A 15738-nucleotide genomic window follows, 5' to 3' on the forward strand; every position below is an offset into this window, starting at 1 on the left:
GCGCGGCCCGGCCGACCATAACCCAGCTCCCCCGCGCCCGACCGCCGTCATGCTCCGACTTGATCGGAGCATCCATCGCACCCTCCCCACGGCGCGCCGGTCGCCGGAGGGCGACGGAGGTGTTGGGGCGCGATGACCTGGGAGCGCGGACGCGCAAGGCGGAAGCTTCACGCGGGGAGCTCCAACCTCCGTCATGCCCCGGCTTGTCCGGGGCATCCACGGGGCCGCGAGCGGGCGTGCAGAAGATGAAGCGCCGGCCCGGACGCGGCGTGGATCCCCCGGACAAGCCGGGGGATGACGGCGGTGACGGGTGGGACGCCGACGAGACGGACCCCAGCGGCATCCTGCAAAGCCGCCGTCATGCTCCGACTTGATCGGAGCATCCATCGCACCCTCCCCACGGCGCGCCCGGTCGCCGGAGGGCGACGGAGGTGTTGGGGCGCGATGACCTGGGAGCGCGGACGCGCAAGGCGGAGGCTTCACGCGGGGAGCTCCAGCCTCCGTCATGCCCCGGCTTGTCCGGGGCATCCACGGGGCCGCGAGCGGGCGTGCAGAAGATGAAGCGCCGGCCCGGACGCGGCGTGGATCCCCCGGAAAAGCCGGGGGATGACGGCGGTGACGGGTGGGACGCCGACGAGACGGACCCCAGCGGCATCCTGCAAAGCCGCCGTCCGGCGGGAGAGCCGGCGGCGTCAGCCCACCTCGCGCAGGGACAGCTTCTCGCGCCGGCGCTGCACCGAGGAGGGGATGTTCATGCCCTCGCGATACTTCGCCACCGTGCGGCGGGCGATGTCGATGCCGTCGGCGCGCAGCTTCTGGACCAGCGTGTCGTCGGAGAGCACGTCGTCGGCGCTCTCCGCGTCGATCAGCGCCTTGATGCGGTGGCGCACCGCCTCGGCCGAATGGGCCTCCCCGCCGCCCGCCGCCGAGATGGCGGACGAGAAGAAGAACTTCATCTCCACCACGCCGCGCGGGGTCGCGATGTATTTGTTGGAGGTGACGCGGGAGACGGTGGATTCGTGCATGCCGATGGCGTCGGCCACCGTGCGCAGGTTGAGCGGGCGCAGGTGGCGCACGCCGTGCAGCAGGAATGCGTCCTGCTGGCGCACGATCTCGCTTGCGACCTTCAGGATGGTCTGCGCCCGCTGGTCGAGCGAGCGCGTGAGCCAGCTCGCGCTCTGCAGGCATTCGGCCAGGAAGCTCTTCTCGTGCGGCGCCTTCGCCGCCTTCGCCACCACCGCGTGGTAGGACTGGTTCACCAGCACCCGCGGCAGGGTCTCCGAATTGAGTTCCACGATCCAGGTGCCGTCCGCGCCGGGGCGCACATAGACGTCCGGGATCAGCGGGTGCACCACGCCGCCGCCGAAGGCGAGGCCGGGCTTGGGATCGAGCCGGCGGATTTCGCCGATCATGTCGGCAAGGTCCTCGGCGTCGACGCCGCAGATGCGCTTCAGCGCGTTGCGGTCGTGGCGGGCCAGCAGCTCCAGGTTCGCCACCAGCGCCTGCATGGCGGGATCGAAGCGGTCGCGCTCCTTGAGCTGGATGGCGAGGCATTCGGCGAGGTTGCGGGCGCCGACGCCGGTGGGCTCGAAGGTCTGGATCACCCGCAGAACCGCCTCCACCTCCGCCGGGCGGGCGCCCATCTGCTCGGCCACCTGGTCGAGGTCGCCGGTGAAGTAGCCCGCCTCGTCGATGAGGCCGATGAGGTGGATGCCGATGAGCTTGCGGGCGGGGTCCGGCTCCGCCACGGAGAGCTGCGCCTCCAGGTGGTCGGCCAGCGTCGCCTCGGAGGTGAGGAAGGCCTCGGGATTGTAGTCCTCGCCCCGGTCGCCGCCGCCGCTGCCCCAGTCGATGCTGGAGGAGGCGCCGGGCGAGGCCGCGCCCTGGGCGCGCTCGGAGGGCGCGTCGTCCGGGAACACGTTGCCGAGGTCGGTGTCGAGGCGGGTCTCCATCTCGGCGCGGGAGGGTTCGAGACCTTGCTCCATCCACTCGCCGGAGGCGGGCGCCTCGCGCTCGGCGGTGGCGAGTTCCTCGCGCGCCTCGCGCGCCTCGGCGCTCTCCTGGCCGTCGGCGGGGTCGGGCTCTCGTTCTCGGCCAGGGCGCTCCAGCAGCGGGTTGCGCTCCAGCTCGGCCTCCACATAGGCCACCAGCTCCATGTTGGAGAGCTGCAGCAGCTTGATCGCCTGCATCAGCTGCGGCGTCATCACCAGCGACTGGGTCTGGCGGAACTCCAGCTTCGGGCTCAGCGCCATGGCGCGCCCTCCCGCGGCGGGATGCTGGAGCGGTCCGTCCTCACAGCCGGAACTCCTCGCCGAGATAGAGCCGGCGCACGTCCGGGCTGGAGACGATGGCCTCCGGATCGCCCTCCATCAGCACGGTGCCGGAATGGATGATGTAGGCACGGTCGATGAGGCCGAGCGTCTCGCGCACATTGTGGTCGGTGATCAGCACGCCGATGCCGCGCGAGGTGAGGTGGCGCACCAGCGCCTGGATGTCGCCCACCGCGATCGGGTCGATGCCGGCGAAGGGCTCGTCCAGCAGCATGAAGGAGGGGCGGCTGGCGAGCGCGCGGGCGATCTCCACGCGCCGGCGCTCGCCGCCCGAGAGGGCGATGGCGGGCGACTTGCGCACGTGGGTGATCTTGAACTCCTCCAGCAGCGCCTCCATCTCGTCGGCGCGCTTGCGGCGGTCGGGCTCGGTGACTTCGAGCACGCCCATGATGTTGCCCTCCACCGTGAGCCCCCGGAAGATGGAGGCCTCCTGCGGCAGGTAGCCGATGCCGAGCCGGGCGCGGCGATACATGGGCATGGGGGTGACGTCGTGGCCGTCCAGCTCGATGCGGCCGGCATCCGCCTTCACGAGGCCCGTCACCATGTAGAAGCAGGTGGTCTTGCCGGCGCCGTTGGGGCCGAGCAGGCCCACCGCCTCGCCGCGCCGCACGTTCATGGACACGTCGCGCACCACCTGACGCCCGCCGTAGGATTTGGCGAGGCCGTAGGCAGCCAGCGCGTCCTGCATGTCGGCCTCGGTGACGGGACCGCGCCGGCCGGAATGGGTCAGCGCGAGCGGCTCTTCCCAGGCACCGTCATAGGCGTCGTCGTAATCTTCTGCGTAGCCGCGATCATCGTCGAATTGGTCGTCCTGCGGCTCCCCGTGCCCCTGTCCCTGGCGCCGGGCCTCATAGCCGCTGGCGTCCTGACGGGAGTCCTGCCGCGAGTTCTGCGGGGCGTCGTCGTAGAGCGCCTGCTCCAGCGCCGCGAGGTCGGCATGGTCGTCCGCCGGCTGGCGCGACTTGATCGTGCTCGTCCGGCGCTTGCCGCCGCCCCTTCCGAAAATCGATAGGACGTTCAACTCTGCCTCCGGGCCCCCGCCCCCCAGAGTTCAGGTTTAGCCGCTCGCCCACGGGGATGCAATGCACCGTTTATGCAAAAATTGGGCCGAGCGTTCTGTGGAAAGCGTTCGCAAGCAAATTGGCGGCGGCGGATCCCGCGCGCGCGGCGCCGTGTCGCAAAGCTGTCGCAGTCTGGTACAAATCCTGCGTCGACGCCAGTGCGACGACACTGCACCGCGTGCGCGCGCCGCGTGGATCGGCCGGTGACGAGAGTGCGGTCCGATCAAATTGGATCCATTTGATCGGACCGCACTCTCAACTCTTGATAGAGCACGCTTTGTCTAGCGGCGCGGTGCCTGTGCGCCGCCCTGCGGCGCCGGCGCGCCCGGCTTCGCGCCGGCGGGTTGGTTCTCCTTGACCGAGCCGGGCACGATCAGGCTCTCCACCCGGCCGCCCTCGAACTTCGAGACCCCGGTGACGAGGTCGACCACCAGCTTCTGGCCGCGGATCACGTTCGGCCCCTGGGTCAGAACCACGGGCTTGCCCACCAGCGTGACGGTGTTGTCGGCCATCATGAAGACGCCGCTGTCGCCGGTGGCGGTCTGCTCCTTGGTCTTGACGACCACGCCGCCCTTGGCCTCGAGCTTGCGGATTTGCCCCTGCTTCATGGGCGCGCCCTCCTGAGGGGCGCCCACCGAGCCGTCGTAATAGACGAGCAGGTCCTTGGTGTTCATGGTGGTGTCGCCCTGCACCACCACCACGTTGCCGGAGAACACCGCGATCTTGTCCTTGTCGCGGACTTCCAGGGAATTGGCGTTGATGCGCACGGGCTGGTCGCGGTTCTTGGCGAAGCCCTGGAGCGCATTGGGCACGTTGCCCTGCTGCGCCCCGGCGGGGGCGGCGAGACCCGTGGCGAGACCCGGCGGAGAGCAGCGCGGCCGAGAAACGACGGCGCGCGCCGCGCCATGCGGGCGCCCCCCGGCATCATCGGCAGCTTCCCGGGGGGCCTCCGCCCCATGACCGTCGCCGTCGTCGATTACAATTCCGGCAACCTGCACTCCGCCGCCAAGGCCATCGAGCGCGCCGCGCGCGAGGCCGGACGCGAGCAGCCGGTGCTGGTGACCTGCGACCCCGACGTGGTGCGCCCGCGCCGACCGCGTCGTCCTCGCCGGGCGTCGGCGCCTTCGCCGACTGCCGCGCGGGGCTCGATGCCGTGCCCGGCATGGTGGAGGCCATGACCGAGGCGGTGCAGGAGAAGGGCCGGCCCTTCCTCGGCATCTGCGTCGCCTGCAATTGCTGGCCGAGCGCGGGCTGGAGCACGGCGTCACGGACGTCTCGGCTGGATCCGCGGCGAGGTGGACCGCATCGCCCCCGCCGATCCCGCCCTCAAGATCCCGCACATGGGCTGGAACACGCTGCAGATTGCGCGCGAGCACCCGCTTTTGGCGCAGGTGCCGTCCGGCGAAGGCGGGCTGCACGCTTATTTCGTCCATTCCTACCACCTGAAGCCGGCCGACGGCCTCGACCTCGTCGCCACCACCGACTATGGCGGCACCATCACCGCCGTGGTGGCGAAGGACAACGTGGCCGGAACCCAGTTCCATCCCGAGAAGAGCCAGACCCTCGGCCTTGCGCTCCTCGCCAATTTCCTGAAGTGGCACCCGTGATCCTGTTTCCCGCCATCGACCTGAAGGACGGCCTCGCCGTGCGCCTGGAGCAGGGCGACATGGCCCGCGCGACCGTGTTCAACCGCGACCCCGCCGCCCAGGCCGCCGAGTTCGAGACCCTCGGCTTTCGCTATCTGCACCTCGTGGACCTCGACGGCGCGTTCGCCGGCAAGCCGGTCAACGCGGCCGCCGTGGAGCGCATCCTGGAGACGGTCTCCATCCCGGTACAGCTCGGCGGCGGCATCCGCGACCTCGCCACGGTCGAGGCCTGGCTGGAGAAGGGCGTCACCCGCGTCATCCTCGGCACCGCCGCGGTGCGCGACCCGGACTTCGTCAAGGCCGCCGCGAAAGCCCATCCCGGCCGGTGGCGGTGGGCCTCGATGCCCGCGACGGCTTCGTGGCGGTGGAAGGCTGGGCCGAAACCTCCAAGCTCTCGGCGGTGGAGATCGCCAAGCGCTTCGAGGATGCCGGCGTGTCCGCCATCATCTACACCGACATCGCCCGCGACGGCCTCCTGAAGGGCCTCAACATCGACGCCACCGTGGCGCTGGCCGAGGCGGTGGCGCTGCCGGTGATCGCCTCCGGCGGCCTCGCCTCGATCGAGGACATCGAGGCGCTGCTGGAGCCCGCCGCCGCCAAGGTCGCCGGCGCCATCACCGGGCGCGCGCTCTATGACGGCCGGCTCGATGCCCGCGAGGCGCTGGCTCTGGTGGCGGGGCGGTAGGTGCCATGCTGAAGGTCCGCGTCATCCCCTGCCTCGACGTCAAGGACGGCCGCGTGGTGAAGGGTGTCCAGTTCGTCGACCTGCGCGATGCCGGCGACCCGGTGGAGGCCGCCCGCGCCTATGACGCCGCCGGTGCGGACGAGCTCACCTTCCTCGACATCACCGCCAGCCACGAGAACCGCGGCACCATCCTCGACGTGGTGCGCCGCACCGCCGAGCAGTGCTTCATGCCGCTCACCGTGGGCGGCGGCGTGCGCACCGTGGACGACGTGCGCACGTTGCTGCATGCGGGCGCCGACAAGGTCTCCATCAACACCGCCGCCGTCAGCCGCCGCGCCTTCGTGGGCGAGGCGGCGGAGAAGTTCGGCGAGCAGTGCATCGTCGTCGCCATCGACGCCAAGAAGGTGTCGGCCGAGGGCGAGACCGACCGCTGGGAGATCTTCACCCATGGCGGGCGCACCCCCACCGGCATCGACGCCATCCAATATGCCCGCGAGGTGGTGGACCTCGGTGCCGGCGAAATCCTGCTGACCTCCATGGACCGGGACGGCACCGGCAAGGGCTTCGACTGCGCGCTCACCCGCGCGGTCTCCGACGCGGTGCACGTGCCGGTGATCGCCTCGGGCGGCGTGGGCACGCTGGATCACCTCGTGGACGGCATCCGCGACGGCGGCGCCTCGGCGGTGCTGGCCGCCTCGATCTTCCATTTCGGCACCTTCACGGTGCGCGAGGCCAAGGAACACCTCAAGGAGGCCGGCCTGCCGGTGCGCCTCGATGTGTGAGTGCGGCCCCGTCTTTTCCCGCCCAGCGAGGATCGCATGAGCGCGCCCTTCACCCTCGCCGATTTGGAGCGGATCGTCGCCGCGCGCGCCGCGGCCGACGCGGGAAGCTCCTACACCCGCTCGCTGCTCGACAAGGGCGTCGCCAAATGCGCCCAGAAGCTCGGCGAGGAGGCGGTGGAGACGGTGATCGCCGCCGTCTGCGCCCCCGACGAGGGTCTCATCGCCGAGAGCGCCGATCTCCTCTACCATCTCCTCGTGGTCCTCGCCGCGCGCGGCGTGACGCTTTCTGAGGTCGAGGCCGAGCTTGCCCGCCGCACCGGGCAATCGGGCCTCGCCGAGAAGGCCGCGCGCAAGCCGGACTGAGACGGGACACGGGCTTCTTCCTCATGGACCAGCGCATGGATCCCGCCCTTTCGCCCTACCGCACCTTCTCGCGCGAGGAATGGGCGGCGCTGCGCCGCGACACGCCGCTCACGCTGCGTCCGGAGGAAATCCAGCGTCTGCAGGGCCTTGGCGTCCACCTCTCCATCAAGGAGGTGGAGGAGATCTACCTGCCGCTGTCGCGCCTGCTCTCGCTCTATGTGGGCGCGACGCAGAAGCTGTTCCGCGCCATGAGCCACTTCCTCGACCAGCGCGAGAACGAGGCCAATGGCGAGGGCAAGGTGCCCTACATCATCGGCGTCGCCGGCTCGGTGGCGGTGGGCAAGTCCACCACCGCCCGCGTGCTCCAGGCGCTGCTCGCGCGCTGGCCCAACACGCCGAAGGTGGGGCTCGTGACCACCGACGGCTTCCTCCTGCCCAATGCGGTGCTGGACCGCGAGGGGCTGATGGAGAAGAAGGGCTTTCCCGAAAGCTACGACCTGCCGCTGCTGCTGCGCTTCCTCACCGACATCAAGGCCGGCCGGCGGCCGGTGCGGGCGCCGCTCTACTCGCATTTCTTCTACGACGTGATGCCGGACCAGACGGTGGAGGTGGACCGGCCGGACATCCTCATCGTCGAGGGGCTGAACGTGCTCCAGACCACACGCCCGCCCAAGGACGGCAAGGCGATCCCCTTCGTCTCCGACTTCTTCGACTTCTCGGTCTATATCGATGCCGACGAGGACGTGATCGAGCGCTGGTACGTGGAGCGCTTCATGCGGCTCCGGGAAACCGCGTTCAAGGACCCGCTCTCCTACTTCCACCGCTACTCGAAGCTGACGCAGGACGAGGCGAACGCTACCGCCCTCGCCATCTGGCGGCGCACCAATCTGCCGAACCTCGTGGAAAACATCCTGCCCACCCGCCAGCGCGCCGACCTCATCCTGCGCAAGGCCGGCGACCACGAGGTGGCCGAGGTGAGCCTCCGGCGGCTCTGACGGGCCGAGGTCCCGTCCCGGAATGGGACGCGGGCATGACCGCGGACGGAACGGCGCGGGAACGAATCCCGAGCGAATCGCGGCTGCGGCCGTCTTCCCCTTTTGTCCCGCCCTCCTGCCGCGCTCGGCCGGCAAACATGGAAGCTGTGCGCTCAGGGCAGGAGCGCGGCGCGCAGCGTCTCAAGCCGCTCCGTCATCGCCTCCGGCGTCAGCGGCGCGCGGACGCCGAAGCCGAACACCGGACCCGGCCAGGCCGCGTCGCCCGGACTGCGGCCGATGACATGCACATGCAGTTGGCTGACCATGTTGCCCAGCGCCGCCACATTGAGCTTGGCGCAGCCGGACACCGCCTTCACCGCCGCCCCCACCGCCGCGATCTCCTCCATCAGCACCGCCCGATCGCGGGCCGGAAGGTCGAGGATTTCCACCAGGCCCTCCCGGCGCGGGATCAGCACCGCCCAGAGGAAGCGTGCGTCGTCCACAAGGCGGACCTGACACAAGGGAAGCTCGGCGACCACCGGGCCGTCGGCCTCAAGGCGCGGATCGAGCGGGAAGGAAGCCATGGGCCATGCCTCGGCGTATCGGGAGGGCGCATCCCCGCCGTGATCGGCGATCGCACCCGGCCGATCAAGCCCCGTCTATTGGCTCGGTCGGGCGGCGGACTGGCGGCCGATTGCGCCGGCCGGGTTGCCCCACGGCCCCGTTGCGGCTAGGAAGCGGCGCGAAACGCCGCGCGAACCGTCGAACCCGCGCGCAGGGCCAAAGGGATGCACCGCTCCGCCAGCACGAGGATCAAGGACACCGGCGCCGTTCGCGGCGCCCTGTCCATGCGCCGGCGAAAATGACGTCCGCGCGGCCCGCGCCGCGCGCGCCCGTTCCTCTGCACCCCTTGTTTCCCAATTTTCAGTGAGAGAAAGGCACGAGCCATGGCTCGGCTGGTGATGAAGTTCGGCGGCACCTCGGTCGCCAACCTGGAGCGCATCCGCAACGTGGCGCGCCACGTGAAGCGCGAGGTCGAGGCCGGATACCAGGTGGCGGTGGTGGTCTCGGCCATGGCCGGCAAGACCAACGAGCTGGTGGCCTGGTGCAAGGAGGCCGCGCCGCTCTACGACGCGCGCGAATACGACGCGGTGGTCGCCTCCGGCGAGCAGGTCACGAGCGGGCTGCTCGCCATCGCGCTCCAGGAGATGGGCGTCCCGGCGCGCTCCTGGCAGGGCTGGCAGATCCCCATTCTCACCGACGACGCCCACGGCTCGGCCCGCATCCTGGAGATCGATGGCGCCGCCCTCGGCGCCGCGGTGGACGGCGGCGAGGTGGCGGTGATCGCCGGCTTCCAGGGCATGCACGCGGCGTCCGGCCGCATCACCACGCTGGGGCGCGGCGGCTCCGACACCAGTGCGGTGGCGGTGGCGGCGGCGCTCGCGCCGAGCGCTGCGACATCTATACCGACGTCGACGGCGTCTACACCACCGATCCGCGCGTGGTGCCGAAGGCGCGCCGCCTCGACCGCATCGCCTTCGAGGAGATGCTGGAGATGGCATCCCTCGGGGCCAAGGTGCTCCAGGTGCGCTCGGTGGAACTCGCCATGGTGCACAATGTGCGCACGTTCGTGCGCTCCAGCCTCGTCGACCCCGACGCGCCGGAGATGGCGCACGTCGAGACCGCGGGCACGCTCATCTGCGACGAGGAGGAGATCGTGGCAAACCAGATGGAATCGCAGGTGGTCACCGGCATCGCCTTCGCCAAGGACGAGGCCCAGGTCTCCATCCGCCGGGTGGCGGACAAGCCCGGCATCGCCGCCGCGGTGTTCGGCCCGCTCGCCGAGGCCCACATCAATGTGGACATGATCGTCCAGAACGTCTCGGCGGACGGCTTCACCGACATTACCTTCACCGTGCCCTCGGCCGATTTCGAACGGGCCAAGGCGGTGCTGGAGGGTGCCCGGGCGCAGGTCGGCTACCAGGCGCTCGAAGGGGCGATGGAGGTCACCAAGGTCTCGGTGATCGGCATCGGCATGCGCTCCCATGCCGGCGTCGCGGCGAAGGCGTTCGAGGCGCTGGCGGGCAAGGGAATCAACATCCGGGCCATCACCACGTCCGAGATCAAGATCTCGATCCTGATCGATGCGGCCTATACCGAGCTTGCGGTGCGGACTCTCCATTCGCTATACGGGCTCGACAGCTGAGGGCGGACAGGCGGGGGCGCGCCGTTCACTGAAATCCCCGCGGGGTTCCCCGCCAACCTTGAGGATGCGGCCGATGCGTGGCGCGCTCGGCGGCCCCCGCGTGCTGCTCCGCCGCCTCCGCGAGGTGATGGCGGAGCCGGTCAGCGCGCAGGACCGCCTCGACAAGATCGTCGTGCTCATCGCCGCCAACATGGTCGCGGAGGTGTGCTCGGTCTACGTGCTGCGCGTCGATCAGACCCTCGAGCTGTACGCTACGGAAGGCCTGAACCGGGACGCGGTTCATCTTACCGTCATGCGGGTGGACGAGGGCCTGGTCGGCCACGTGGCGCGCGAGGCCGAATCGCTGGCGCTGTCCGACGCCCAGGGACACCCCGAATTCGCCTACCGTCCGGAGACGGGCGAAGAAATCTACAATTCCTTCCTCGGCGTGCCGATCCTGCGCGGCGGCAACACGCTGGGCGTTCTGGTGGTGCAGAACCGGGCGCGCCGCACCTATACGGAAGAAGAGATCGAGGCGCTCCAGACCACCGCCATGGTGCTGGCGGAGATGATCGCCTCGGGCGAGCTGACCGCGCTGGCGAAGCCCGGCGCCGAGCCCGCCATCCGCAGGCCGGTGCACCTGAAGGGCGTTCCGCTCGCCGACGGGCTCGGGCTCGGCTACGTGGTGCTGCACGAGCCGCGCATCAAGGTGACCAACGTCATCGCCGACGACGTCCACAAGGAGACCGAGCGGCTCGACGCCGCCATCGGCAAGCTGCGCCACGCCATCGATGCCATGCTGGAGGACGACGGCCTGTCCAAGGCCGGCGAGCACCGGGACATCCTCGAAGCCTACCGCATGTTCGCGCATGACCGGGGCTGGATGCACAGGATGCGCGAGGCGGTGCTCTCGGGCCTCACCGCCGAGGGCGCGGTGGAGCGCGTGCAGTCGGACACCCGCGCCCGCATGATGCGCGCGTCCGATCCCTATCTGCGCGAACGCCTGCACGATCTCGACGACCTCGCCAACCGCCTGCTGCGCGAACTGACCGGCCGCGGCCGCGGCACCGAGCGCGAGGCGCTGCCGGAGAACGCCATCCTCGTCGCCCGCAACATGAGCCCGGCGGCGCTGCTGGACTATGACCGCACCAGCATCCGGGGGCTGGTGCTGGAAGAAGGCGGCACCACCAGCCACGTCACCATCGTCGCCCGCGCGCTCGGCATCGCCGCCGTGGGCCAGGTGGAGAACGCGGCCGGCCTCGCCGACCCGGGCGACCCGGTGATCGTCGACGGCCAGGCCGGCGAGGTGCACCTGCGCCCTCCCGGCGACGTGGAGGAGGCCTATGCCGAGAAGGTGCGCTATCGCGCCCGCCGGCAGGCCCAGTATGCGGCCCTGCGCACCCGCCCCTCCGTGACCAAGGACGGGGTGCATGTGGACCTGCACCTCAATGCCGGCCTGCTGGTGGACCTGCCCCATATCGCCGAGACCGGCGCCGCGGGGATCGGACTGTTCCGAACCGAACTTCAGTTCATGATCGCGTCCACGTTTCCGCGCATCTCGGAGCAGCTGAAGCTCTATCGCGCGGTCCTGGATGCTGCGGGCGAGCGGCCGGTGACGTTCCGCACCCTCGATATCGGCGGCGACAAGGTGCTGCCCTACATGCGGGCGATCGAGGAGGAGAATCCGGCGCTCGGCTGGCGCGCCATCCGCCTCGGCCTCGACCGTCCCGGCCTTCTGCGCTCGCAGGTGCGCGCGCTGCTGCGCGCCGGGGCAGGGCGCGAACTGCGCGTGATGTTCCCGATGGTGGCGGCGGTGGAGGAGTTCGACCACGCCCGCGCCATCGTCGAGCGCGAGCTCACCCATCTGCGCCGGCATGGCCACGGCCTGCCCGACCGGGTGTTCGTCGGCGCCATGGTGGAGGTGCCCTCGCTGCTGTTCCAGCTGGACGAGATGCTGGCGCGGGCGGACTTTCTCTCCGTCGGCTCGAACGACCTGGTCCAGTTCCTCTATGCCGCCGACCGCTCGAACATGCGCGTCGCCGACCGGTTCGACCCGCTCTCGGCGCCGGCGCTGCGCGCCTTCCGCATGGTGGCGGAGGCGGCGCGCGCCACGGCAAGCCGATCACCCTGTGCGGCGAGCTGGCCTCGCGGCCGCTGGAGGCGGTGGCGCTCGCCGCGCTCGGCTATCGCTCGCTCTCGGTCTCTCCGGCCTCCATCGGACCGGTGAAGGCGACGCTGCTGGAACTGGACGTGGCGGCGGCGCGCAAGGTGCTGCTGCCGCTGCTCGACGACCGCACCGGCACGGTCGACATCCGCGCCACGCTTCGGGCGTTCGCTTTGGCGAGCGGGCTCGCGCTATAAGCAGCCGATGAACACGCTGCCGCTTGCGAAGCTCGACCAGCTTGTCGCGCGCCATGCCGAGATCGAGGCCGCGCTCGCCCAAGGCGCGCAGGGCGACGAGATCGCCCGCCTCGGCCGGGAATTTTCCGACCTGTCCCCGGTGGTGGCGCAGGTCAAGGCATTGAAGGCTGCCGAGCGCGACCTCGCCGATGCCCGGGAATTGACCGCCGAAGGCGATCCGGAGATGCGCGCCCTCGCCGAGGGCGAGGTGGCGCGCCTGGAAGAGCGCATCGAGGAGCTGACGCGCGAGGTGCGTCTCGCGCTCCTGCCCAAGGACGCCATGGACGAGCGCGGCGTCATCCTGGAGGTGCGCGCCGGAACCGGCGGCGACGAGGCCGCCTTGTTCGCCGGCGACCTCTTCCGCATGTATGCGCGCTACGCCGCCGAGAAGAGCTGGAGCGTCGAGGTGCTGTCCGAGAGCGAGGGCACCATGGGCGGCTTCAAGGAGATCGTCGCCGCCGTGCACGGGCGCGGCGCCTATGCCCGCCTGAAGTTCGAGAGCGGCGTCCACCGGGTGCAGCGCGTTCCCGCCACCGAGGCGGGCGGGCGCATCCACACTTCCGCCGCCACCGTCGCGGTGCTTCCGGAGGCGGAGGAGGTGGACCTGGAAGTGGACGAGGGCGACCTGCGGATCGACGTGTTCCGCGCCCAGGGCGCCGGGGGCCAGCACGTCAACAAGACCGAGAGCGCCGTGCGCATCACCCATCTGCCCACCAACACCGTGGTGGTGGTGCAGGACGAGCGCTCCCAGCACCGCAACAAGGCGCGGGCCATGGCGGTGCTGCGCGCCCGGCTGCTGGACGAGGAGCGCCAGCGCCAAGAGGCCGGCCGCGCCGCCGAGCGCAAGGGCCAGGTGGGCTCCGGCGACCGCTCCGAGCGCATCCGCACCTACAATTTCCCGCAGGGACGCGTGACCGACCACCGCATCAACCTCACCCTCTACAAGCTGGAGGAGGTGATCGCCGGCACGGCGCTCGACGATCTGGTGGATGCGCTGGTCACCGAGCACCAGGCGGCGCTGATGGCCGCCGCAGACGAAGCGTGAGGCCGAAGGAGCCGCGCGCCATGAGTGCTGACGACGCCGTCACCCTCGCCGCACTCCGGCGCACCATGGCGGCTCACCTGAAGGCGGCCGGCATCGCCGCCGCCGACACCGAGGCGCGACTCATTCTCGGCGCGGCTTCGGGGCTTGATCCGGCCGGGCTCCTCGCCCGCGGCGCCGAAGCGGCGACACCGCAGACGCGAGACAGCGCCGGACAGCTTCTGTCCCGGCGCCTCGCGGGGGAGCCCGTGGCACGGCTCATCGGGCGGCGGGAATTCTGGAGCCTCGACTTCGCGCTGTCTCCCGACACGCTGGTTCCCCGCCCGGACACGGAGACGGTGGTGGAGGCGGCGCTCGCTCTGGTGGTCGACCGCGCCGCGCCGCTGCGCATCGTCGATCTCGGCACCGGTTCGGGCGCCATCCTCGCGGCGCTGCTCACGGAATTGCCCCACGCTTTCGGCATCGGGGTGGACCTCAGCGTCGACGCCGCCCGGACCGCTTGCGACAATCTGGCGCGGCTCGGGCTCTCCAGCCGTTCGGCGGTGGTCGCCGGGCGCTGGGGCGAGGCGCTGGCCGGCGGCTTCGACCTGCTGGTGTCGAACCCACCGTACATCCCGACCGCGCACCTCGCCGGTCTCGATCCCGAGGTGCGCCTGCACGATCCGCCTCTTGCCCTCGACGGCGGCGCCGATGGACTGGACGCCTACCGCGCCATCGCCCGGCAGGCGGTGCGCCTGCTGGCGCCGGGCGGTATTTTGGTGCTTGAGCTGGGCATCGGCCAGGAGGAGGCCGTGGCGCAGCTTCTGCGCGCGGCCGGGGCTTGCGCTCGCCGGCCCCGCCCGGCGCCGACCTCGCCGGCATCGCCCGCGCCCTCGCCGCGCGCAAACCGTGAGCCAGCACAGATTCTGGCGAAAGCGGGGCACGCGGCCCAGGGAAAAAAACGCTTGGATCGTGCGAGGGAACTGGCTAGTGTCCTTTTCAGGAATCGAGCCGAGGCACCTGCCCAGAGGGGTAGTGCAGGCTTCCGAAATCTCGTCGGGACGTTTCGGATGCCATGGAGGATCGTGGCCGATGGCGCGCGGATGCGGCGCCCGGGCAATCTTCTCGCGGAACGATCGTTTCACCGGGTAAAGCGCGCTCCGGCATGAGGCCGTGACGCGGTGTGTCAGATTGGGCGGCCGCGCCGGAGGCGCGGATCGAGGCTCGATGATCGGACTGATCCTGAACTCTTAAGGGCACTTCCGCATGCTTACCGGCGCGGGCGCCACAGGCGCAGGACCGCGCGCGCATCACCCATGTTTCCCGGTTCGGCGCCGCGCGGCCGTGGCGCGAACCGGCAGGTCCCGTAACCCAGGCCGCATCGCCCGAGATTCGCACGCGATCCGGCGCAGGCGGCGGAGTGAACGCCGAGCGAGTAGAGAACGATCACGATGAGAAATGGTCAGCAGAAGCGCATGCGCGGCCGGAACAACAACAACCGGCGCGGATCCAATCCGCTCACGCGTGTCTATGAGTCCAACGGGCCCGACGTGAAGGTCCGCGGTACCGCCCACCACATCGCCGAGAAGTACCAGCAGCTCGCGCGCGACGCCCAGTCCTCCGGCGACCCGGTGGCGGCCGAGAACTATCTCCAGCACGCCGAGCATTATCTGCGCCTCATCGCCTCGCTCCAGGGCCAGTTCGGTCCCCAGCCCGGCTTCGGCCGCGACGAGGACGGCGACGACGAGGAGATGGACGACGTCTCGGCCCTCGACGCGCCCCAGCCCTTCGGGCAGCGCGGCGGCGACCAGCAGCCCTACGCGCAGCGCGAGGGGCGCGACAACCGAGACAACCGCGACAACCGAGACACGCGCGAGAACCGCGACAATCGAGAGGGGCGCCAGCCGCGCGAGGGACGCAACGGCTTCCGCCGCAACCGCGACGACGAGAGCGGCGAGGGCTACCAGCCGCGCGAGGCGCGGGACAGCCGCGAGCCGCGAGAAGGCCGCGAGAACCGCGAAGGCCGGGAGCCGCGCGAGGCCCGTGAACCGCGCGAGACCCGCGAGTTCCGTACGCCGCGCCCCGCCGCGCGGCGAGGACGATGCCCCCCGACCGGCGCGTCCCGCCCCGCCGAGCCCGTCGCGTGACGAGGAGGAGCAGATCATCGGCCTGCCCTCCTTCATCACCGCGCCGGCATCGCCAAGGATGCGGCGAAGGAACCGGCCAAGGACGAGCCCGAGCGCGAGGCCGCGCCCGAGGAAGCCGCCGACGCCGGGGACGGCGAGGCGCGC

Annotated in this window: 11 protein-coding genes and 4 pseudogenes; 10 read left to right on the forward strand and 5 right to left on the reverse strand. The window is 70.7% G+C overall.

Features of this window, described 5'->3' with window-relative positions:
• Nucleotides 1–692 precede the first annotated feature (692 nt).
• From rpoN to AC2W7M_RS08025, 3 genes are all read right to left on the reverse strand, one after another.
• The gene (gene rpoN / locus AC2W7M_RS08015) at nt 693–2252 is read right to left on the reverse strand and encodes an RNA polymerase factor sigma-54 (protein ID WP_486131490.1); all 1560 of its coding nucleotides are present in this window, start codon (nt 2250–2252) and stop codon (nt 693–695) included.
• A gap of 40 nt (nt 2253–2292) precedes the next feature.
• A complete protein-coding gene (lptB, locus tag AC2W7M_RS08020) occupies nt 2293–3351 on the reverse strand; it encodes an LPS export ABC transporter ATP-binding protein (protein ID WP_486131492.1) in 1059 nt (352 codons plus the stop codon).
• A gap of 321 nt (nt 3352–3672) precedes the next feature.
• Complete coding sequence (locus AC2W7M_RS08025) at nt 3673–4203, reverse strand: LptA/OstA family protein (protein WP_486131494.1); 531 nt, start codon at nt 4201–4203, stop codon at nt 3673–3675.
• A gap of 144 nt (nt 4204–4347) precedes the next feature.
• On the opposite strand from AC2W7M_RS08025, the pseudogene hisH reads away from it, so the two are divergent.
• The 5 genes and pseudogenes from hisH (at nt 4348) to coaA (ending at nt 7862) form a co-directional block, all read left to right on the forward strand.
• A pseudogene (gene hisH, locus AC2W7M_RS08030) lies at nt 4348–4998 on the forward strand (imidazole glycerol phosphate synthase subunit HisH).
• Nucleotides 4999–5057: 59 nt separating this feature from the next.
• Nucleotides 5058–5722 (forward strand): annotated as a pseudogene (locus tag AC2W7M_RS08035) (1-(5-phosphoribosyl)-5-[(5-phosphoribosylamino)methylideneamino] imidazole-4-carboxamide isomerase).
• A 5-nt stretch (nt 5723–5727) separates the two neighbouring features.
• Nucleotides 5728–6504: an imidazole glycerol phosphate synthase subunit HisF gene (gene hisF / locus AC2W7M_RS08040; RefSeq protein ID WP_486131496.1), complete on the forward strand. Its 777-nt coding sequence runs from the start codon at nt 5728–5730 to the stop codon at nt 6502–6504.
• Nucleotides 6505–6540: 36 nt separating this feature from the next.
• Entirely contained in the window at nt 6541–6867 is a 327-nt protein-coding gene (locus AC2W7M_RS08045; protein WP_486131498.1) for a phosphoribosyl-ATP diphosphatase, read from the forward strand.
• A gap of 23 nt (nt 6868–6890) precedes the next feature.
• Nucleotides 6891–7862: a type I pantothenate kinase gene (gene coaA / locus AC2W7M_RS08050; protein ID WP_486131500.1), complete on the forward strand. Its 972-nt coding sequence runs from the start codon at nt 6891–6893 to the stop codon at nt 7860–7862.
• Between the two features lie 152 nt (nt 7863–8014).
• Here coaA and AC2W7M_RS08055 read toward each other — a convergent pair whose 3' ends face one another.
• Nucleotides 8015–8425, reverse strand: coding sequence for an HIT domain-containing protein (locus tag AC2W7M_RS08055; protein ID WP_486131502.1), 411 nt, complete (start codon nt 8423–8425; stop codon nt 8015–8017).
• A 146-nt stretch (nt 8426–8571) separates the two neighbouring features.
• Nucleotides 8572–8916 carry a hypothetical protein gene (locus AC2W7M_RS08060; protein WP_486131510.1) on the reverse strand — a complete coding sequence of 115 codons (345 nt, stop codon included), beginning with the start codon at nt 8914–8916 and terminating at the stop codon, nt 8572–8574.
• Here AC2W7M_RS08060 and AC2W7M_RS08065 point away from each other — a divergent pair.
• The 5 genes and pseudogenes from AC2W7M_RS08065 to AC2W7M_RS08085 all read left to right on the forward strand — a co-directional run bounded on the left by AC2W7M_RS08065 (nt 8804) and on the right by AC2W7M_RS08085 (nt 15594).
• Nucleotides 8804–10047: pseudogene (locus AC2W7M_RS08065) on the forward strand (aspartate kinase). The gene AC2W7M_RS08060 and the pseudogene AC2W7M_RS08065 overlap by 113 nt on opposite strands.
• Nucleotides 10048–10120: 73 nt before the next feature.
• Nucleotides 10121–12387 (forward strand): annotated as a pseudogene (ptsP, locus tag AC2W7M_RS08070) (phosphoenolpyruvate--protein phosphotransferase).
• 7 nt (nt 12388–12394) lie between these two features.
• Nucleotides 12395–13471 carry a peptide chain release factor 1 gene (gene prfA / locus AC2W7M_RS08075; protein WP_486131504.1) on the forward strand — a complete coding sequence of 359 codons (1077 nt, stop codon included), beginning with the start codon at nt 12395–12397 and terminating at the stop codon, nt 13469–13471.
• Between the two features lie 20 nt (nt 13472–13491).
• Nucleotides 13492–14616, forward strand: coding sequence for a peptide chain release factor N(5)-glutamine methyltransferase (prmC, locus tag AC2W7M_RS08080; RefSeq protein ID WP_486131506.1), 1125 nt, complete (start codon nt 13492–13494; stop codon nt 14614–14616).
• A 282-nt stretch (nt 14617–14898) separates the two neighbouring features.
• Nucleotides 14899–15594, forward strand: coding sequence for a DUF4167 domain-containing protein (locus AC2W7M_RS08085; protein WP_486131508.1), 696 nt, complete (start codon nt 14899–14901; stop codon nt 15592–15594).
• Nucleotides 15595–15738 lie beyond the last annotated feature (144 nt).

It is taken from the genome of Xanthobacter sp. BG11Y11_SDJG (assembly GCF_057364445.1).

What these genes read in the sequence shown, in the direction of transcription:
- rpoN (WP_486131490.1), bottom strand. Translation starts at nt 2,252, where the DNA reads ATGGCGCTGAGCCCGAAGCTGGAGTTCCGCCAGACCCAGTCGCTGGTG.
- hisF (WP_486131496.1), top strand. Translation starts at nt 5,728, where the DNA reads ATGCTGAAGGTCCGCGTCATCCCCTGCCTCGACGTCAAGGACGGCCGC.
- AC2W7M_RS08045 (WP_486131498.1), top strand. Translation starts at nt 6,541, where the DNA reads ATGAGCGCGCCCTTCACCCTCGCCGATTTGGAGCGGATCGTCGCCGCG.
- coaA (WP_486131500.1), top strand. Translation starts at nt 6,891, where the DNA reads ATGGACCAGCGCATGGATCCCGCCCTTTCGCCCTACCGCACCTTCTCG.
- AC2W7M_RS08055 (WP_486131502.1), bottom strand. Translation starts at nt 8,425, where the DNA reads ATGGCTTCCTTCCCGCTCGATCCGCGCCTTGAGGCCGACGGCCCGGTG.
- AC2W7M_RS08060 (WP_486131510.1), bottom strand. Translation starts at nt 8,916, where the DNA reads ATGGCCGAGACCACCACCGCCACCTGGTATCCGGCCTCGACCTCGCGC.
- prfA (WP_486131504.1), top strand. Translation starts at nt 12,395, where the DNA reads ATGAACACGCTGCCGCTTGCGAAGCTCGACCAGCTTGTCGCGCGCCAT.
- prmC (WP_486131506.1), top strand. Translation starts at nt 13,492, where the DNA reads ATGAGTGCTGACGACGCCGTCACCCTCGCCGCACTCCGGCGCACCATG.
- AC2W7M_RS08085 (WP_486131508.1), top strand. Translation starts at nt 14,899, where the DNA reads ATGAGAAATGGTCAGCAGAAGCGCATGCGCGGCCGGAACAACAACAAC.